Here is an 18,250-nt window from a genome sequence, read left to right as displayed (position 1 = left end):
GATGTGTCCCGACCCAACGTGGTCGGGCGCAGCTCTAGATGTCCATCCCGACCCCGAATGCTTCCGACGAAGGCCACAAGGCTCCCGCCCGATCAACCTGCCGTCAAACACCGTGAGACGTTCATGCCCATCACCGCCGATGTCCCGCAACGCACGGACGCCTTCCCGGCACCGACCAATCGTAGCCTCAGCCGCCGCCGCTTCGGCACGATGGCCTTGGCGTCGGGTGCCGCAGCCTGGCTCTCGTCCCTGTCGGCTCAGGCGCTGCCGGCATCCGAGGAAGCCCGGGTCATCGACTTCGAATGGGTCGATCCGACACGCGACCGCGCGGTGCCGGCGCGGCTCTACTGGCCAGCCTCCGCGACCCGGAAGGGACCGGTCCCGCTCATCGTCTTCTCCCATGGGCTCGGCGGTTCGCGAAAAGGCTACAGCTACCTCGGCGAGGGGTGGTCGGCGCGCGGGATCGCGAGCCTGCACATCCAGCACGTCGGCAGCGACCAGACGCTTTGGGAGGGCAACCCGATACTCCTCCTCGACCGTCTCGATGGGGCAGCGGACGAGCAGGAAGCCATAGAGCGGACGCGGGACGTGAGCTTCGGCCTCGACCGCCTGCTCCATCGTGACAATCCCTTCCAAGCCGCCATCGACAGGAAACGCGTTGTCGCGGCCGGTCACTCATACGGGGCGAACACGACCCTGATCCTGACCGGCGCTCAGGTGATCCGCAACGGGAAGCCCATCGGGGGCCGGGACCCACGCTTCACGGCGAGTATCGTGATCTCAGCCCCGCCCTTCTACGGCGAGGCCGACCTCGCGGCAGTTCTCGCTTCCGCGGATGTCCCCTCCCTCCACGTGACCACGACCGAGGACACGATCCGCATCCCCGGCCGTTTCTCGCCAGTGCAGGACCGCATCGACGTCTTCAACGCCATCCCTACGGCACGAAAGGCCCTCGTCGTGTTCCAGGGCGGTTCGCATAGCGTCTTCACCGATCGATCCCTTAGGAACGGCGGGCCGCTGAACCCTCTGGTGAAGCGTGCGACGATGGAAGCCGGCATAGCCTTCCTCGACCTCGTTCATCGCTCCGATCCCGCTCCAATGGAGGAATGGAACGTGACCTGGAAGCCGATCCTGGCCGCTGCACCGGTGCCTTTTCCGGTCCCGGCGAGACAGGCGGACCGTAGACGTCGCGCCTGAGGTTCGGACCACATCATTGCTCAATGAAGCGGCCGGCGCGACCTAATCCCACGGCTGGCGGACGCTACGGCATTGATGGGTTCGAACTCATATGCGTTGCCGTCTACGTACTTGCATGCACCCACTTCGAGACGTCCGCTCAGCCCCTCGCGACCGTGATGATCTGCCGCTACGCCGGGACGGGGCGAGGCCGCTATCCCGTCCTGCTCTCGCCACTACTGCCCCGGCTTAATAGCCCGAATGATCCGGTGTGGAAAAAGGCAATACAGCTGATCTGGCGATCCGCCTACGTCGCGCGGAACGACGGCATACCAGGACCGTTCGTTCCATTGCAGCGCTATGGGCGAACCCGCCTGCTGATGCTGCTGGCCACTTTGATCGGACACCTGCCATGGCTCAGAGCCGCGACTTCGCACGTCCCGCTGCTCTCATGACGTTGGGAGCCGCGGCTCTCGGTCTTACCGCCGTTGTGGTGAGTGCGAGAGCACGACAGGCGGAGCGGGACAACCCGCCGACCGGCCGGATCATCGACGTTGATGGCCTTCAAGTTCACTATGCCGAGGTGGGCGACGGCGAACCTCTGGTGCTCCTGCACGGCAACGGCAGCATGCTCCAAGATTTTATGTCGAGCGGCTTCGTCCAGGCAGCAGCCAAGCGCTATCGCGTCATCGCCTTTGATCGACCGGGCTATGGTTATACCGAGCGACCCCGCAGCACCATCTGGACACCCTCCGCCCAGGCAGATCTACTTCGCACGGCGCTGCAGCAAATTGGGGTCTCGCACTCCCTCGTGCTGGGCCACTCCTGGGGTGCCTCTGTCGCCATCGCCCTCGCGCTCGACCACCCGGACATGGTCCGGGGCCTTATCTTAGAGAGCGGGTACTACTACGGTTCAGTCCGTGCGGACGTCGTACTGATGTCCGGTCCCGCCTTGCCGCTCATCGGCGACATCCTGCGCTACACCGTTTCGCCTCCCGTCGCTCGTCTTCTCTGGCCGTCGATGATCCGGAAGCTGTTCAGCCCTGCACCGGTGGCCGCCACGTTCGAAGGCGTCCCCTCCGAGATGGCAATCCGTCCCTCACAGTTGCGGGCCAGCGCGGCCGAGTCTGCATTGATGATCCCAGATGCGCTGGCGGTCCAAAACCGCTACGCCGAACTCTCAATGCCGGTGGCCATTGTCGCCGGAGCTGGGGACAAGATGGTGGATCTTGCCACTCAAGCCGTGCGCCTGCATCGCGTGCTACAGAATAGCAGCCTGCATGTCGTGCAGGATTGCGGTCATATGGTGCATCATACCGCTCCCAGTGAAGTGATGTCAGCTGTGGAGACAGTTGCCCAGGCGGTCGAAGCGGCGCCGCGCCTCAAAACCGATGGGTAGCGGTTAGAGCGCGTTCCAGCAGGGAATAGGCGGTGGCTATCGATGCCGGGGCGATATTCCAATGGGGTCGACTTGGTAGGTTAAGATTGTGGAGACGCAGTCGAATCCTTCCCACTGGTTAGACCGATGGCCTGCTATCTCCGCAAGGCCGTACGACCCGTTTAATGAGCTGCACCATGCTGCTGGAGTGGCGCCCTTTGGCTCACGAGATCCTCATCTTGCTTCCGCCAATTTGGGCCAAAGTCCCTGGGAGAATTCGCGAACGCTGGCGGCAAAAGTATGCCTCGGCCTTACGCAGCAAACTCGCCTAAATGCGCTGAAGGCAACGGTTAGACGGATGCCTTCTCGGCCTTCGCGCCTTCCGGTCTCTCTTGCCTTTCCTTTTAGGGAATATTGCAACCGGCCGCTCGTCCTCGCCACGCTCCTTGAGTGAGAATGCGCAGCAAGGCATTCCAGGAGGCCGGACCGTGCAGCGCCTGACCGACATGCTCCGGCGGTTGGTCGAGAAAGCAATGGCGGCGGATGTTCGGTTCGCTCCTTTCATTGGGATCGGTTGCCCCGGAGAGATCCGCTCGGACGGCACCATCGCCTGCGGTACGCAGAACCTTCCCGGTGACTGGGAGGCGGACGGCTTCCACCTCCCGGAACGCGTTCGCTCTGCCCTGCCGGTCATTGCTGGCGCCGAAACCGTCATCGTTTTGCACAACGATGCTATGGTCCAGGGCTTGAGCGAGTTTCCTTACATGCGTGATGTTCAGCGCTGGGGCATCCTGACCATCGGCACAGGTCTGGGCAACGCCCGCTTCACCTGGGCTCAAGACGATTAGGGTTCGACCCCCAACATACACTCTGCAGCCTTCCGAGCACTGAGAACGGCGTTTTCCTCAGGCCGATCGACCGCCTATGGCGCATTATAGCGATCACCGGCCTGGGCGCGCGAAGCGTAGCGGACGCGAAGCACCCTGTGAAGAAAGAACAGCTAGCGAGCGCGTTTGAATGAGACGCTTACTCCCAGGATATCATCATTATAATGAGCACCTCAGGCGAATATATGGGGCGGCGGCATACTCGAATACTGCAGCACGGCCAGGAACGCGTCAGCGGACCACCTCAATGGCGAGCGCCAAATCCTTCCGTAGCATCGCCATCCTCCGGACCGTTTTCCTCTCGTTCCAACCTGCAGTAATCGACCAGTAAACGCTGAAAGGGAGCGAGGTCGGTCGCCTCAGGGTAAGTGTTCTCACGTTTGATGGCCGCACGACATTTGGCGATCTCCTGGTCCGCCTCCCGGTCGACATCCGCCGTCTGCGCAGAGCTCAATGTCTGCAGCGATCCCAATCCCATTCGATCAGCAATTGCTACGCGGATCTCGTCACGCTTGGCCACCAGCTTGTTCACGATGCTCTACCTCCGCGCCATGACAGGCTTCTTCCCAGGTAACTGCAAGATGCTAAATATGGCTCCCAGCGGATCAACATCTTTATGCGGGCAGGCATTTCCTTAGGCGGCTCAAGTGAATTCGCCTCCTTTGATATTGAAACTGGCGATGCGCTCAAGATACATGATTAAAATTCCGCCTTTCCTCGAATCCGGGCGTTGCAGTATGCGGCCTTGAAGGCTGAAATCGGGTCAGTATCCATTGTCGACAAGAGCCCACGCGTCGTTCCGCTTCAGGGCTACGCTTGCGGCCGCCAGTGTGACCCCGTCGAATCACTTCCGGCCAATGCTCTGTATTGCAAGGTCGGTCTGAGTAGGGTCGGGACTTGCCGGTCTTCTCTACTGCCGGAGCGGGTAGTTTGGGGGCATGCAGCTTTCAGGAAGGAAAGTGCCGGAATCTGCGGCCTGCAGCCCTGTTCGACCGAGCGTTCAGTCCCTACCGCTCCTGGCGAAGGCCCCGAGCGAGACGCGCGCCACCTCTCGCAGAGCCTCGCGATTGGCCCCCGACGACGCGATGACGCCCATGCCAGAGGCCACCGTCGACAGGAATCGCGCCAGCGCCGCAGGATCCGCGTCCTCCGGCAGATCGCCGTCGGCCTTTGCCTGAATGAAACGCCCGAGGAGTTCCGTCTCCGACTCGGCCCGGCGCGAGGCCAGCTCGAACGGGATGTTCTCCGAGCCGGCGCCGCAGGCGAGTCCGCCCTGGACGAGAAGGCAGCCGGGCGGATTGGCCGGGTCGGTATGGCTCTCGGCGATGCTGCTCAGGAAGCGCTCGGCCACGTCGCGCGCCGTGGCGCCGGCGAGCACGTAGCGCATGTGCTCCGACCGCCGCAGCGCGTAGCGATCGAGGGCGGCCTTGAGGAGGCCCTCTTTGCTGCCGAAGGCCGCGTAGAGGCTCGGCGCCTTGATGCCCATCGCCTTCGTCAGCATGGCGAGGCTGGCGCCGTCGTAGCCGTGACGCCAGAACACCTCCATCGCCTCGTCGAGGGCTTTGTCCCTATCGAAGGACCTGGGTCGCCCCATCACCATTGTCAGCTGACTCCAACTTTTATAACGAGTGGTAGATAAGTCTCTTGACGCCCGCCGTCCATGCCGACATGTGTAGCGAACTCTACAGATGTCGGAGTCGGCCGTGAACCCTTCGCCTCACGCTTCCCCTACCCGTTCCGGTTTTCGGCGCAGCCTCGCGGCCGGCGTTGCCTTCGCTCTTCTGGCGGGCGCCTTCGTTCAAACCCTCCCCAGCCTGACGGCGCACGGAACGGAGGCGGTCGCCGCACCGGCGCCGTCCGAGCCCGCGACGCCGGTGCCCGTCGCCACCGTCGCGCCTCGCCCGGTCGTGCTGTGGGACGAGTTCTCCGGCCGACTCGAAGCGGTTGACCGGGTCGACGTCCGGGCACGTGTTGGCGGAGCGATCCAGGCGACGCACTTCACCGAGGGCGAACTCGTCAGGCCCGGCGACCTGCTGGTGACCATCGACCCCGCACCCTACGCCACCGAAGTCCATCGCCTGGAGGCACAGGCCGCCGGCGCCGAGGCGCGTCTCGCCCTGACCGCAAGCGACTTCGAGCGTGGACAGCGGCTTTCCGACCAGCGCATCGTCACGGCCCGCGATCTCGATGTCCGCGCCAACGCGTTCAAGGAAGCCAAGGCGAGCCTCGACGCTGCCAAGGCGACGCTGGAGGCCGCCCGGCTCAACCTCAGCTACACGGAGGTGAGGGCCGCAGTCGGCGGACGCGTTGGACGCCGTGAGATCACGCCGGGGAACCTCGTCGCCACTGGCGCGGGCGCTGCTGTGCTGACCACCCTCGTCTCCGTCGATCCCGTCTATGCCAGCTTCGACGCGGACGAGACCGTCGTCCTCAAGGCCCTGGCCTCACTGGCTGACCCCTCGGGCAAGCGCGGCAGCCTCGACCGCATCCCGGTCGAGATGCTCACCGCCGACGGGGCGCGGGCGCGTGGGCACCTCCAGTTCATCGACAACAAGGTCGATGCGCGAAGCGGCACCATCCGGGTCCGCGCAAGCTTCGGCAACAGCGACGGACATCTCATCCCGGGTCAGTTCGCTCGCATGCGCCTCGGCCAGGCCGCACCCGAATCGCTGCTGCTCGTGGACGAGCGGGCGGTCGGCACGGATCAGGACAAGAAGTTCGTGCTCGTTGTGGGGGGCGACGACCGCGCAGAGTTTCGTGCCGTCACCCTCGGCCGGTCCGTTGACGGACTGCGCGTCGTGAACTCCGGCCTGTCAGGCGGCGAGCGCATCGTCGTCAACGGCCTTCAGCGGCTCCGGCCCGGCATGCTCCTCCGGCCCGAGCCGGTCGCCATGGGCGCGCGGCCGCAGGACTCCGCAACGGCTCCGCGCCGAGTCGCGCAGAACTGACGGGCGGCGCAGGCCGCTCTTCCCGATCGGACTTCTACCCGGCGGCCGCCATGCGACCGCTCTCTCTCCCCGTGCGCCCAGGAGGGCGGCATGAACCTCTCGAAATTCTTCATCGACCGGCCGATCTTCGCAGGCGTGCTCTCGGTGCTCATGTTCATCATGGGCCTGATCTCGCTCTTCGCGATGCCGATCTCCGAGTATCCGGACGTGGTGCCACCCTCGGTCGTCGTGCGCGCGACCTTCCCAGGCGCTAACCCCAAGGTCATCGTCGAGACGGTGGCGACGCCGATCGAGGAGCAGATCAACGGCGTCGAGGGCATGCTTTACATGTCGAGCCAGGCCACGACCGACGGCATCATGACGCTCACCGTCACGTTCCGTCTCGGCACTGACCCCGACAAGGCCCAGCAGCTCGTACAGAACCGCGTCTCGCAGGCCGAGCCGCGCCTGCCGGCCATCGTGCGCCAGCTCGGCATCGTCACCGTGAAGTCCTCGCCGGACCTGACCATGGTGGTGCACCTCGTCTCGCCCAACGGGCGCTACGACATGACCTACCTGCGCAACTACGCGGTGCTGAACATCAAGGACCCGCTCGCCCGCCTCGACGGCGTCGGGCAGGTGCAGCTTTTCGGCTCTGGCGACTATTCGATGCGCATCTGGCTCGACCCGCAGAAGGTTGCCGAGCACGGGCTGTCGGCCGGCGACGTCGTGCGCGAGATCCAGGCGCAGAACGTGGAGGCGGCGGCCGGTGTCATTGGCGCCTCGCCGGCAATCCCGGGACTCGACCTCCAGCTTTCCCTCAACGCCGACGGGCGGCTTACCACTGAGGAGCAGTTCGGCGACATCGTCGTAAAGACCGGGGAGAGCGGTGAGATCACCCGCCTGCGCGACGTCGCCCGGATCGAGCTCGGAGCTTCCGACTACGCCCTGCGCTCGCTTCTCGACAACAAGTCCGCCGTCGCCCTGCCGATCTCCCAGTCGCCCGGCTCGAACGCGATTCAGATCTCCGACGAGGTCCGCCGGACCATGGCGGAGATCAAGCAGAACATGCCCGAGGGCGTCGACTACGAGATCGTCTATGATCCGACGCAGTTCGTGCGCGCCTCCATCGAGGCCGTGATCCACACTCTGCTGGAAGCCATCGCCCTCGTCGTCCTCGTGGTGATCCTGTTCCTGCAGACCTGGCGCGCTTCGATCATCCCGCTTCTCGCCGTGCCGGTCTCCATCGTCGGCACCTTCGCGGTGATGCACGTCTTCGGCTTCTCCATCAATGCGCTCAGCCTGTTCGGCCTCGTGCTCGCCATCGGCATCGTGGTCGACGACGCCATCGTGGTCGTCGAGAACGTCGAGCGTAACATCGAGAGCGGCCTGTCGCCGCGAGACGCCAGCTACCAGGCCATGCGCGAGGTCTCCGGACCCATCATCGCCATCGCCCTCGTGCTCGTGGCGGTATTCGTACCGCTCGCCTTCATCAGCGGCCTGACGGGCCAGTTCTACAAGCAGTTCGCCCTCACCATCGCTATCTCGACCGTCATCTCGGCCGTCAATTCGCTGACCCTGTCGCCGGCTCTCTCGGCGCTGCTGCTGAAAGACCACCACGCCCCCAAGGACCGCCTGACCCGCATCCTCGACGGGATGCTCGGCTGGTTTTTCCGGCGCTTCAACCGCGTCTTCGGCCGAGCCTCGGACGGGTACGGGCGAGGCGTCGGTTTCGTCGTCTCCCGCAAGGCGGCAATGATGGTGCTCTACCTCGTCCTCGTCGGTCTGACCGTGGTGCTGTTCCGCCAGATCCCCGGCGGCTTCGTGCCGGGCCAGGACAAGCAGTACCTCGTCGGCTTCGCGCAGCTGCCGGACGGCGCGACCCTCGACCGGACCGAGGACGTGATCCGCCGTATGAGCGAGATTGCCCTGAAGGAGCCCGGCGTCGAAAGCGCTGTCGCCTTCCCAGGCCTCTCCATCAACGGCTTCACCAACAGTTCGAACTCAGGGATTGTGTTCTCCACCCTGAAGCCATTCGAGGAGCGTCGCTCGCCGGCCCTGAACGGCGGTGCCATCGCCCAGTCGCTCAACAAGAAGTTCGCGGCAATCCCCGAGGCCTTCATCGCGATGTTTCCGCCGCCGCCTGTGAACGGCCTCGGCACCATCGGCGGGTTCAAGATGCAGATCGAGGACCGGGCCGGCCTCGGCTACGAGGCGCTCAACGACGCGACCAAGGCCTTCCTGGCCAAGGCCGCCCAGGCCCCGGAGCTCGCGGGCCTCTTCTCGAGCTTCCAGATGAATGTGCCGCAGCTCTTCGCCGACATCGACCGGACGAAGGCTCGACAACTGCGCATCCCTGTAACGGACGTGTTCGACACGCTGCAGATCTATCTTGGCTCGCTCTACGTCAACGACTTCAACCGGTTCGGCCGCACCTACTCGGTCCGGGTTCAGGCCGACGCGCCCTTCCGCGCCCGCTCGGACGACATCGGGGCGCTGAAGGTGCGGGCGGGCTCCGGCGAGATGGTGCCGCTCGCCGCACTGCTTCGCGTCCGGCAGACGGCCGGGCCGGAACGCGCGATGCGCTACAACGGCTTCCTCTCGGCCGACATCAACGCCGGTGCGGCACCGGGCTACTCCTCGGGCCAGGCCCAGGCGGCCGCCGCCCGCATTGCGGCCGAGACCCTGCCGCGCGGCTTCGCCTTCGAGTGGACGGACCTGACCTACCAGGAGTTCATCGCCGGCAATTCCGGGATGTGGGTATTCCCGCTGGCGCTGCTCCTCGTCTTCCTCGTGCTTGCCGCCCAGTACGAGAGCCTGGCCCTGCCGCTCGCCATTCTGCTGATCGTGCCGATGGGCCTGCTCGCGGCGATGTTTGGGGTCTGGATTTCAGCGGGCGACAACAACGTCTTCACCCAGATCGGCCTCATCGTCCTCGTCGGCCTCTCGGCCAAGAACGCGATCCTGATCGTGGAATTCGCCCGCGAACTTGAATTCGCCGGCCGCACGCCGCTTCAAGCCGCCATCGAGGCGAGCCGCCTTCGGCTGCGGCCGATTCTGATGACTTCGATGGCTTTCATCATGGGCGTGCTGCCCCTGGTGACGGCCACCGGTGCCGGCTCGGAAATGCGCAGCGCCATGGGCGTCGCTGTGTTCTCCGGTATGATTGGCGTCACCGCCTTCGGCCTCTTCCTGACGCCGGTCTTCTACGTCCTCCTGCGTCGCCTCAGTGGCAACCGGCCGCTCAAGCAGCATGGCGGCAGCGCCCCGGTTGTTCATCAGGAGCGGATCACGGAGGCCGCATAATGGTTCCGTACCGACGGGCTGGTCTGCCTGAGCCGGCATGGATCTGCTGCTCTATGACCAAGAAGGGTGGATTTCTGCCGGTCCGCTTTTGGAATGCGGTTCGCCCAATCAGACATACGACCAAACGGCTGAGCCCACGCGGTCTTACTCTTCGGTGCCCTGCTTCTCGCATGGCATGGCTTCCACCGCTTCGTCACGGCGATCAGCGCTGTCGAGGGGCAGGCATCTCACGGCGGATGGATCGAGACGTCGATGCCAAAGCGACCTCGCAATAAGGGCTGTAATGCGCTCCCTGATCGCGTCAAATCCCGCGTCACGTCGCTCGGAAGCAGCGGGCGATGAGGCCCCGCAGAGCAAGTCGCAGGCTCGCGGTGCGCGCGATCGGGTCCACTGCCTGCGTGAATAGTCGCAAGATCAGGGTTCGGCGCTGCAGAGGGTTTGGCGCGAGGGCAACCGCATAGTTGCCCGCCTGCACCGCAAGAAAACTGGCTGGAACCCAGCCGGTTGGCTCGATCAGGACATCGAGGCCGTCGCCCACTGCGAAGGCGTGGCCCGGTGCGGTGAGACGCAGCCGGGCGGTCTCCATGCCGAGGGTCGCCAGAACCGCGTCGTAAGCGACCCCGCCCGACCTCACCCGCACGGGCTCTTCGATCCGGAACTCCTCCGCCCCGCGGGGACGTTCGAAGCAGACCAGGAAGGCGACGAAGCAGAACAGCATGGCGACGCCGGCCCAGATCAGGTTGAAATAGTCGAGGGATGAGATCTCGGTGGCCCCGGACGGGGAGACGAACGACCAGACGATCGCGCCGGCGGAGAGCAGGGTGATCGCTCCGAATCCTGCCGCCATGCGCCAACGCACCATGGACACCGAGCGATCGCCGCCCTTGTCGGTAACCTTGAACGGACGACCGAACGGCCGGATCGCGGCGGATGCCAGGGTGAGCGTGATGGCCAGGGCCGTCATGATGTGAGTGACCTCCATGAACAATGGGAGGGTGCGCCGTCCGGACACCCAGCTACTGTAGGTCCAAAGGGCGAAGAGCGTCGGCAGGCCGTAGCGAAGGAACGAGAGGTAGTCGGCCTGGAAGGCCGGCATATCGAAGAGCCAGTAGATCGACGGGGCCACCAGCATGAGCACGATGAACGGCTTGCACAGCCAGTTCAGCACTCCGTGGAAGTAGTGCAGCCGCTGCAGCAGGGTGTAATCGCCGCTGCGGAAGGGGCCGACCTTGAGCAGAGCAACCTGAATCGTGCCGAGGCACCAGCGCGTGCGCTGGGTGATGTATTCCGGTAGTCCCTCCGCCGACAACCCGGCACTAAGGCGCTCATTGAGCCAATGGGTGCGATAACCGTGGCGCATCAGCGAGTAGGTGAGATTGATGTCCTCGCAGATCGCATCGTGCGGGAATCCCCCCATCTCCTCGACGCGGTCGCGCCGCACCAGGAACGAGGTGCCGACGCAGAAGGCGCAGCCCCAGGCATCCTTGGCCGGCTGGAACACGTCGAAGAAGATCCGCTGATCGTCGACCCAGGCCTCGGACGCCATCAGGTTGTGCTGGATGGGATCGGCGTTGAAGAAGAATTGCGGAGTCTGGACGACGGCCGCTCGCTCGTCGTGGAAGAGGCCGACGGCGCGGCGCAGGATGTTGGGTGCCACTGCGAAATCCGCGTCGAGCACCAGGATGATCGGCGCGTTGGACCGGCTCGCAGTATGACGCAGGGCATTGTTCAGGTTGCCGGCCTTGGCACCCTGGTTGTCGGGCCGCGTGACGTAGTTCGCCCCGACCTCCTCGCAATAGGTCCGCAGCCAGTCGCGCCGGGTGTCGTCACAGACCCACACCGTGGCGTTCGGGTAATCCACCGCCAACGCCGGGATGATCGACTTCTCGACCACGTCCAGGGGCTCGTTGTAGGTGCAGATGAAGATGTCGACGGCGGGCCAAGCACCGCTCACCGAGAGCCGCGCCTCCTCGCGGTCGGCCTCGGCGGACCGGTCCTCGAAGCGGAATAGGATGACGATGGACATCAGTGTGTAGAGGATCGCCACCATCTCGAAGGCGAAGAACAGGTAGGGCCAGAGCATGTCGAGCCCCGGCTCGAAGCTTGGAAGGGTGTCGTGCCAGCGCCAGGCGGCGTAGCAGACGATGAACACGGCCGTGGTTAGGCCGAACAGAATGCGGGCGGCGGCGCTCGTGCGGTCGAGCAGGCCCGCCATGACGAGGAGCCCGATGAGAATACCGAGATCGATGGTGAGGACGGATAGGACGTCCTGAGGCGCTTCGAACATGGGCGGGGTTACTCCACGTTCCGTCCGGTGAAGGGATTCCAGCCCACGGCCGCGAGGACGCCCCAGGCGGTGGCGCCGAGATGCGGCCGGCGGAAGTAGAAGAAATCGGGCTCGGCACTGGCCGGACCGATGGCGATGCCGGTGGTGAGGCGGGCGACATCGGTGGCGAACAGGAAGCCGGATGGCGAGAGCTGCCCAGCGATGGTGGCGAGGAGGCGGTCGGCCTCGGCGCTTCGGCCGAGAAAACGGACGGTCAACGCGGCCTGGGCCGTGCCCTCGACCCAGAGGCCATCGAGGTCCTCGTTAAAATCGAAACCGCCCCGGATTGCGAGATGGCGTTCGGCGAAGTCGAGCGCCCTGCGCCAGATGTCGGGTGCATCGATCACCCCGATCAGGGGCCAGAGCTGCGTATCCAGGGCGATCTTGGCGATGGGCTGGAGCTTGCCGTCTGGCGTCGTGCCGAGACGAAACACCCCCGGATCGCGCGCGTAGACGGCGTCGAGGAAGCCCCGCGCCGTCGCCGCGATCCGAGCTTCCTCCGCTCCACCGTCTAGACGATGAAGCCAGGCCGCGACCGCGTGGATGTCGAGGTTGTGCTCAGTAGATTTCCACATCAGGCGTGTCTGATGCGGATCGAAACCATCGACGCCGCCGGTATACCCTTCGGGAGACCGCGGATCGCCGGTCTGTCCGGCGATCCACCCCAGCATCCGTCGAGCGCCGGCGCGGTAACCGCCGCCGGGTGCCACTGCGTCTAGGTTGAGAAGGGCGAGGGCGGCCCAGGCGACGTTCCCGGTAGCAGTGCCATCCTGATAGGCGTCCTCGGCCCAGAGATTCTGCTTCGCGTCCCACCACCCGGGCAGAGCCAACGAGCCGTCACCTACTGGACCGGCACGATAAGCATTGCGAATGCGGCCATCGGAGAAGCTGCGGTCCCGTGCCAGCGCGGCGAGGAGTGCGTCGCCGATCCTGCGGGCCCGCCCGACCTCGCCGCAGGCAATCAAAGCGATCGCCGCAACGGCATTGTCGTAGGTGAAGGCCGAACTCTTCAGGGGAGCGGGCAGCTCAATCTCATGCGGGCCCGGACGATAGCTCGACACAAAAATCGGTCCGGTTCCCGTCGTGTCGACGGCCTCAGATAGAGAGTGACACAGCGTTCCCGCCAACGGCAAAGGGGCACGTTCGACTCTACCTGGCGAGGACTCCGCCTCCATTGGCCGGAGCGAGACCAGGAGCAGCGCTGCCACGGTCAGAGCCAGCACAGATCCGCCGCGCGGATGCGGCCGGGTCAATGGGTGTTCTCGGCGCTGTGCTGGCGCGGCGCGGATTGTGCCGTCTTACCGTTCGCGGGGGCGGTCGAACCTTTCGAGAACAGGTCTTTGACCCCATTCGCCACTGCATCTGCCGCCTGCGTGACGCCGTTCGCCACAGAGGCCCATGCCTGCTTCGCCGCCGGCGAGTTCACACCACGGCTCACGAGATCGGAGGCTTGCACCGCCGTCCCGTTGACGGTCGTGGCCAGAGAAGCCCAGGCCGCCTTGATCTCCGGCCCCGTAACCCCAGACGCAACCGCCTTCCAGGCCACAGAAGCCGATGGAACCCAACCGTTCTCCCGGGTAATCGTGACCCACTGGCCCACCGAACACGGCGTGGTGCGGCGCGCGGCCTCGGTGGGGGAAGCGGTCTTGTCCGAGTTAGGCAGCGTGTCGCGGTCCAGGCTTACGAGCACATACATCTCGCGCCGCTCGGTTTGAGGGAACGGCACCGCGTATTGCTGATCGGTCTTGTCGCTGGTCTTCGGCAGAATCTCACTGACCCACCCGCGCTCGGGAATGCTGCTGCCCGCCGCCGAAATTCGCACCGGCGTTCCAACTGCCAGTTCTTGTGCTTGGCGATAGGAGAAGATCCCGACAGCGAAGGATTGATCGCAATCGACCAAAGTCGCCACCGAGTCGCCTGGGTTGACGTGACGCCCTTCCGCAACACCGAGTCCGAGGACGACACCACCGTTCATGGCCCGCATCTCCGCATCGGCAAGGCTGTCGAGGCGCTTGCGTTCCGCGACGAGCAACGCCTCTTGCGCCTTCAGACTTGTGGAGAGTTGTGCCTCCTCGATAGCAAGCCGCTGGGCATCAAATGCAAGATCCCGCCGCTTCTGAGTCAGCACCGCCAGGCTATTGGACTGGTTGCCTACGAAGACGCTCTTCTTGACCGCACTGAGCTCCGCCAACTTCTGGTTCAGCTTGGCCGTTTCTGCTTCCTTGTCGAAGCGAGCGGCTTCGAGCTTGTGCTGAGTCGGACGCAGGAGATCGAGGCTGGCGGTGTTGCGATCAACCATGGCCTGCTGGCGGTCGACCACCGCCTTGGTGGATTGACCCTCGGCATCTGCTGACCCCACGCGGGCGCGAGCTTCAGCCACTTCTCCGTCGAGCTTAGCGACAGTTTGTTCCACCTGACGCCTAATCTCGGCATCAAGAGCCGCTACGTAGGTCTCGTCGGACTCCCTCTTTTGCCGCGCTGCCAGGAGAGAGCCGCGCAACTCGTCAACTTTGCCATCAAGAGTAATCAGCGTCGTGCGGTCGATGCGAACGTTCTGAATGCGCGCCACCGGTGCTCCGGGGCCGAGGTGCTGCCCGATGGTGGCAGAGACCTTAGTCATCTCCCCGGCAATGGGCGCCGTCAGTAAGCTAATTGGCGCGTTGATGACGGCACGATCCGACTGATCAGCGAGGAGGGGCGGTAGGGTCGCCGTAGTCATCAGTAGGGCGAGGACGGTTGCGACCGAATATGCTGAGACTCGCACCATCCGTGTATGACTTGGTTTCTGGCCAACGAGGGACGCGGAGGCCGGCACGGGTCGCTGCATAGGACTCTCCTTAAGTAGAAAGCATGAGTGACAGGCACGCCAAGGATCCAAGCAAATCTATACTTGGCTCCAAGCGACTAATGGCACAGCGATCCAGGCGTCCAACATGGGCGCAGACGCAATCGCGGAGTATTAGATGTGGGTTAGGCCCGAATGCTGCCTGGCGTTGGCTCATTCGATGAATTTAAGATGGCTAATAGTAAATTAACCAAATGGCAACCTGCGGCTAACTGGCATGCTCAACAGAAGTTTAGCCGTTTTATTTAGAGGGCTATCACGCATGACTGTACGGCTGGATCAACGCCTCTGATAAGGCGGATGATCGCTAGTTCTACTGACTAGTCTCGTTAACCCAAGGCAAGAGCGCACTTTGTTGCAAATGCGCCCAATTAGTTGCATTATAAATCTATTAGGCGACCTGTCTCCGCGCCGCCTTTGTGCGCTGCGCCAGGATTTCGGCATCAGCGAATTATTCAACGGCATCGCAACAAAAACCGTTCCTTAACTAATTCGTTCACTTTTCTGAAAATTTATGGCGCGAATTGCCTACGTAGTCCGACTTGCCGGTGGTGGCGCAATATGTGCTACGTGTACACTCTATAGGCTGAAGATATGCTCTGAGCGCCCCAGCCTTTCCAGTTAACGTGCTGAGAACAAGGGCAATCCAACTCGGCGGTCAATTTTGCGGTCGCTGGTAGGGGCGGCATTTCGCCTATGCATCCGATCAATACGCGATGCGGCCAGAATGCGGGGTGGCAATCTGCGCCTCACAGTGACGCTAGAGCGCTCGCCGCCGAAGTGGATGCCGGTTCGGCGAAAAAGAGCGCGGCAAAACAGAGACTTAGAGATGTGTCCCGACCCAACGTGGTCGGGCGCAGCTCTAGGTTGCAGAGTGAACTTCACTAGACGACGCTAGGACGCCCAACGCTCCAGGATCGAGAGCGCGTCGCCGGTCGCGGCGAAGGTGGCAGTGTTATCGAAGATGCACCAGCTTTCGCATCCCCGCGTCGCGTCTGCGGCGAGGCGGTCAGCCATCGCGTCGAGGGCGTGCTGCTCGTAAGCGGAGTAGTAGATTTTCGGCGAGCCGTGGAGTCGATAGTAGCGCAGGCCTTGCCAGCCACCGGGCTCGTCTGCGCCCGGCATCGGTGCCGGATCTGCTGCCACACGGGCAATACGAAGTTTCGTCAACAGCGCATCAACACTTGGCGCCAGCCAGCTGGCATGCCGAGGCTCGCAAACGATGCTGCCGCTATGGGCGTGCCGAAATGCTCGCAGGAACGGGTCGCTCGTCCGATCGTCGAAGCGAAGGCTCGGCGGTAGCTGAAGCAGGAGCGGGCCGAGCTTCGGGCCGAGTCCAGCGATCTCATCCAGAAATCGCTGTAGCGGGGCGTCGGCATTCCCAAGCCGCAGCTCGTGCGTGATCATGCGCGGGACTTTCACGGCGAAGCGAAAATACTCAGGCGTGGCCTCGGCCCATCGCTTGTAGGTGGCGGGACGATGAGGGCGATAGAACGACGTATTGATCTCCACGGCGGTGAGGCGCTGGGCATAGCGCTGTAGGTGGCTTCCAACGGCCGGAAACGCACCAGCGTAGGCTTTCGGCACATTCCACCCAGCCGTTCCAATGAAGGCCACGCTTTCGGGCTCACAATGCGTTCGAACAGCTTCATTAACACGGTCGGCGTGCCGAGGTTTCTCTGCCGTCATGGTAAGGCGTGCGGTTCCTGGGTCAGTTCGAGTGCGCCGGCGACAGCACCGAGCCAGCTCCTGATCGAGAAGGCACCCAACGCTCTGCGATCGTCTTCGAGTTCGTCCTAGCCAGTGTCGGTGACAAGCCGCTCGAGGTCGGAGAGGAGCAGACCGAGGAGGTCGACGTCGATCTAGCTGTCGTCCGCTCGCGCGTTCTGGATGCAGCTCGATTGACCCCCAGGTCGCTGGCACTGCATCTCGCCGAAGCCTTTACCGACGCTCGGCACCTGTCCGTCGCTACGCCCTCGCTCAAGCGGCCGGGATCTGTGAGAGCTGCAATCAGCCTGCACTCTTCGTCACTCTGCGGGGAGAGCCCTACCTTGAGCCCCATCATACTCGGCGGTTCAGCGACGGCGGTCCAGACGATCGACGGTTCGTAGGAGTTGTCTGTCCAGGCTGCCACCGCGAGATCCACCACGGCCTGCACGGGCCCGTAAAGAACGAGCGCTTGGTGGAAGCGATCCGGCAGAAGGAGAGGGACTCTGACACGTAAGGTCTGCAACGAACTCTTCTCTTAGTGAGGTGCCCCCCGAAGCTTAACAATCGTCTCGAGGTCGTCCTGGCTAATGCTGCGCAAGGCATGGAGGAACCTGGCAAGTGCCTCCTCTAGAGTGTGCCCTTGGGTTTGTGCCGCTTCTTCCATCTTGGCGAGCTCGGTCTCGGAGAACCGCCGCCCGGTGAGATGCTCGAGCTCCTGAAAAGCAATAAGGTGACCGACCTGGTCCCGGATAAAGTTGTCGCTCGTCATAGGTTTCCTCGTCGTCATCGATCGCTCCTCCACCTCTGCCATTGTAGACGTCATGTTGATTTGATCGACGTTCTTACAATGGTTTCTGTGTGTTGGCGGCCCCAAAAGGTGGGCCAGCGCCTCGGCTCGCAGGGCTCCAGCCCATATTGACTATCGATTGCGAGCTATTTTTACGGCCGGTTGCCACATCGAGAAACGTGGCTCGCACGGGGCCAGCGTGCGATCCTATGGAACTCAGCCCTGTACCTTGGCTGCCGAGGAGAAAAGCATGATGGATTGGCGCGCGATGATCGTACCGGAGCACTCGCTTCTTGAAATACTTCTGCGTGGCTCTGTGATGTACCTGATGCTATTTATCATCATGCGCTTCGTTATGAAAAGGCAAGCTGGCGCTGTAGGTCTTGCCGACCTCCTCGTGATCGTATTGATTGCAGATGTGTCGCAGAATGCATTTTCTAATGAATACAAGTCTCTGACAGAAGGCATCCTGCTGGTCCTGACAATCGTGTTTTGGAACTATGCTATCGATTGGTTGAGCTTTCGATTGCCAATTTTCGAAAATTTCATCGTCCCCAAGCGCCTGCGACTGGTGGCAGATGGCGAAATTTGTTGGAAGAACATGCGCCAAGCCATGATCACTCATGCGGAACTGATGAGCCAGCTCAGACATCAGGGGATTGATGACCCAGCATGCATCAAGGAAGCCTCGATCGAAGCCGATGGCCGTATCAGCATCATCCCGGCGGATGAAACCAAGGCCAAGCCACCGGACGATAAAGCCAGAGGCGCGATCTAGACCGAGCGCCACAAGCCGGGGTTTGCGGCAGACCAGTAGCCACCGAGCATGTCCGCTCTCCACGTTCCTGCACGAATTGTCGCAGCGGAGTTTGGGTTCGCTGCATTCAGGCGGAGCTGGATGGCTGCCC

General features: G+C 63.3%; 14 protein-coding genes. 7 read left to right on the top strand and 7 right to left on the bottom strand.

Annotation, left to right across the window (positions count from 1 at the left end):
* Window positions 1–123: 123 nt before the first annotated feature.
* The 3 genes from RQI43_RS17475 to RQI43_RS17465 all read left to right on the top strand — a co-directional run bounded on the left by RQI43_RS17475 (window position 124) and on the right by RQI43_RS17465 (window position 3,402).
* A complete protein-coding gene (locus RQI43_RS17475) occupies window positions 124–1,197 on the top strand; it encodes an acetylhydrolase (protein ID WP_311275980.1) in 1,074 nt (357 codons plus the stop codon).
* A gap of 391 nt (window positions 1,198–1,588) precedes the next feature.
* Window positions 1,589–2,575, top strand: a complete 987-nt coding sequence (locus RQI43_RS17470) for an alpha/beta hydrolase (RefSeq protein ID WP_311275979.1) — start codon at window positions 1,589–1,591, stop codon at window positions 2,573–2,575.
* A 467-nt stretch (window positions 2,576–3,042) separates the two neighbouring features.
* Window positions 3,043–3,402 carry a hypothetical protein gene (locus tag RQI43_RS17465; protein ID WP_311275978.1) on the top strand — a complete coding sequence of 120 codons (360 nt, stop codon included), beginning with the start codon at window positions 3,043–3,045 and terminating at the stop codon, window positions 3,400–3,402.
* Window positions 3,403–3,685: 283 nt separating this feature from the next.
* Here the strand turns inward: RQI43_RS17465 and RQI43_RS17460 are convergent, their stop codons facing one another.
* Window positions 3,686–3,973 (bottom strand): hypothetical protein, encoded by a 288-nt coding sequence (locus RQI43_RS17460; RefSeq protein WP_156467778.1) that lies wholly within the window; start codon window positions 3,971–3,973, stop codon window positions 3,686–3,688.
* A gap of 468 nt (window positions 3,974–4,441) precedes the next feature.
* A complete protein-coding gene (locus tag RQI43_RS17455) occupies window positions 4,442–5,041 on the bottom strand; it encodes a TetR/AcrR family transcriptional regulator (protein WP_207410929.1) in 600 nt (199 codons plus the stop codon).
* Window positions 5,042–5,129: 88 nt separating this feature from the next.
* Here RQI43_RS17455 and RQI43_RS17450 point away from each other — a divergent pair, with 88 nt between their 5' ends.
* Both RQI43_RS17450 and RQI43_RS17445 read left to right on the top strand, forming a co-directional pair.
* Window positions 5,130–6,389 (top strand): efflux RND transporter periplasmic adaptor subunit, encoded by a 1,260-nt coding sequence (locus RQI43_RS17450; RefSeq protein ID WP_311275977.1) that lies wholly within the window; start codon window positions 5,130–5,132, stop codon window positions 6,387–6,389.
* A 90-nt stretch (window positions 6,390–6,479) separates the two neighbouring features.
* Window positions 6,480–9,674 (top strand): multidrug efflux RND transporter permease subunit, encoded by a 3,195-nt coding sequence (locus tag RQI43_RS17445; RefSeq protein ID WP_311275976.1) that lies wholly within the window; start codon window positions 6,480–6,482, stop codon window positions 9,672–9,674.
* 313 nt (window positions 9,675–9,987) lie between these two features.
* Here the strand turns inward: RQI43_RS17445 and RQI43_RS17440 are convergent, their stop codons facing one another.
* The 4 genes from RQI43_RS17440 to RQI43_RS17425 form a co-directional block, all read right to left on the bottom strand.
* On the bottom strand, window positions 9,988–11,961 hold the full coding sequence (locus RQI43_RS17440) for a glycosyltransferase (RefSeq protein WP_056453373.1): 1,974 nt from the start codon (window positions 11,959–11,961) through the stop codon (window positions 9,988–9,990).
* Between the two features lie 8 nt (window positions 11,962–11,969).
* The gene (locus tag RQI43_RS17435) at window positions 11,970–13,175 is read right to left on the bottom strand and encodes a hypothetical protein (protein WP_405030659.1); all 1,206 of its coding nucleotides are present in this window, start codon (window positions 13,173–13,175) and stop codon (window positions 11,970–11,972) included.
* A 74-nt stretch (window positions 13,176–13,249) separates the two neighbouring features.
* Window positions 13,250–14,569, bottom strand: coding sequence for an HlyD family efflux transporter periplasmic adaptor subunit (locus RQI43_RS17430; protein ID WP_162239902.1), 1,320 nt, complete (start codon window positions 14,567–14,569; stop codon window positions 13,250–13,252).
* A 1,170-nt stretch (window positions 14,570–15,739) separates the two neighbouring features.
* Window positions 15,740–16,534, bottom strand: a complete 795-nt coding sequence (locus RQI43_RS17425; protein ID WP_311275974.1) for a DUF72 domain-containing protein — start codon at window positions 16,532–16,534, stop codon at window positions 15,740–15,742.
* 211 nt (window positions 16,535–16,745) lie between these two features.
* On the opposite strand from RQI43_RS17425, the gene RQI43_RS17420 reads away from it, so the two are divergent.
* Window positions 16,746–17,069 (top strand): HNH endonuclease, encoded by a 324-nt coding sequence (locus RQI43_RS17420; RefSeq protein WP_311276107.1) that lies wholly within the window; start codon window positions 16,746–16,748, stop codon window positions 17,067–17,069.
* Between the two features lie 21 nt (window positions 17,070–17,090).
* On the opposite strand, the gene RQI43_RS17415 is transcribed toward RQI43_RS17420, so the two are convergent.
* Entirely contained in the window at window positions 17,091–17,324 is a 234-nt protein-coding gene (locus RQI43_RS17415) for a hypothetical protein (RefSeq protein WP_056428312.1), read from the bottom strand.
* Between the two features lie 268 nt (window positions 17,325–17,592).
* On the opposite strand from RQI43_RS17415, the gene RQI43_RS17410 reads away from it, so the two are divergent.
* Window positions 17,593–18,120, top strand: coding sequence for a YetF domain-containing protein (locus tag RQI43_RS17410; RefSeq protein ID WP_311275973.1), 528 nt, complete (start codon window positions 17,593–17,595; stop codon window positions 18,118–18,120).
* The last annotated feature ends 130 nt before the right edge of the window (window positions 18,121–18,250 follow it).

This window comes from Methylobacterium sp. WCS2018Hpa-22 (assembly GCF_031843785.1).
Classification (GTDB): Bacteria; Pseudomonadota; Alphaproteobacteria; order Rhizobiales; family Beijerinckiaceae; genus Methylobacterium.
Note: the sequence above shows the minus strand (reverse complement) of the source record. Positions and strands in the feature narration are given on the sequence as shown.

Coding starts and splice junctions, on each gene's coding strand:
- RQI43_RS17475 (WP_311275980.1), top strand. CDS start 124: ATGCCCATCACCGCCGATGTCCCGCAACGCACGGACGCCTTCCCGGCA.
- RQI43_RS17470 (WP_311275979.1), top strand. CDS start 1,589: ATGGCTCAGAGCCGCGACTTCGCACGTCCCGCTGCTCTCATGACGTTG.
- RQI43_RS17455 (WP_207410929.1), bottom strand. CDS start 5,041: ATGGTGATGGGGCGACCCAGGTCCTTCGATAGGGACAAAGCCCTCGAC.
- RQI43_RS17450 (WP_311275977.1), top strand. CDS start 5,130: ATGTCGGAGTCGGCCGTGAACCCTTCGCCTCACGCTTCCCCTACCCGT.
- RQI43_RS17445 (WP_311275976.1), top strand. CDS start 6,480: ATGAACCTCTCGAAATTCTTCATCGACCGGCCGATCTTCGCAGGCGTG.
- RQI43_RS17440 (WP_056453373.1), bottom strand. CDS start 11,961: ATGTTCGAAGCGCCTCAGGACGTCCTATCCGTCCTCACCATCGATCTC.
- RQI43_RS17435 (WP_405030659.1), bottom strand. CDS start 13,175: ATGGAGGCGGAGTCCTCGCCAGGTAGAGTCGAACGTGCCCCTTTGCCG.
- RQI43_RS17425 (WP_311275974.1), bottom strand. CDS start 16,534: ATGACGGCAGAGAAACCTCGGCACGCCGACCGTGTTAATGAAGCTGTT.
- RQI43_RS17415 (WP_056428312.1), bottom strand. CDS start 17,324: ATGACGAGCGACAACTTTATCCGGGACCAGGTCGGTCACCTTATTGCT.
- RQI43_RS17410 (WP_311275973.1), top strand. CDS start 17,593: ATGATGGATTGGCGCGCGATGATCGTACCGGAGCACTCGCTTCTTGAA.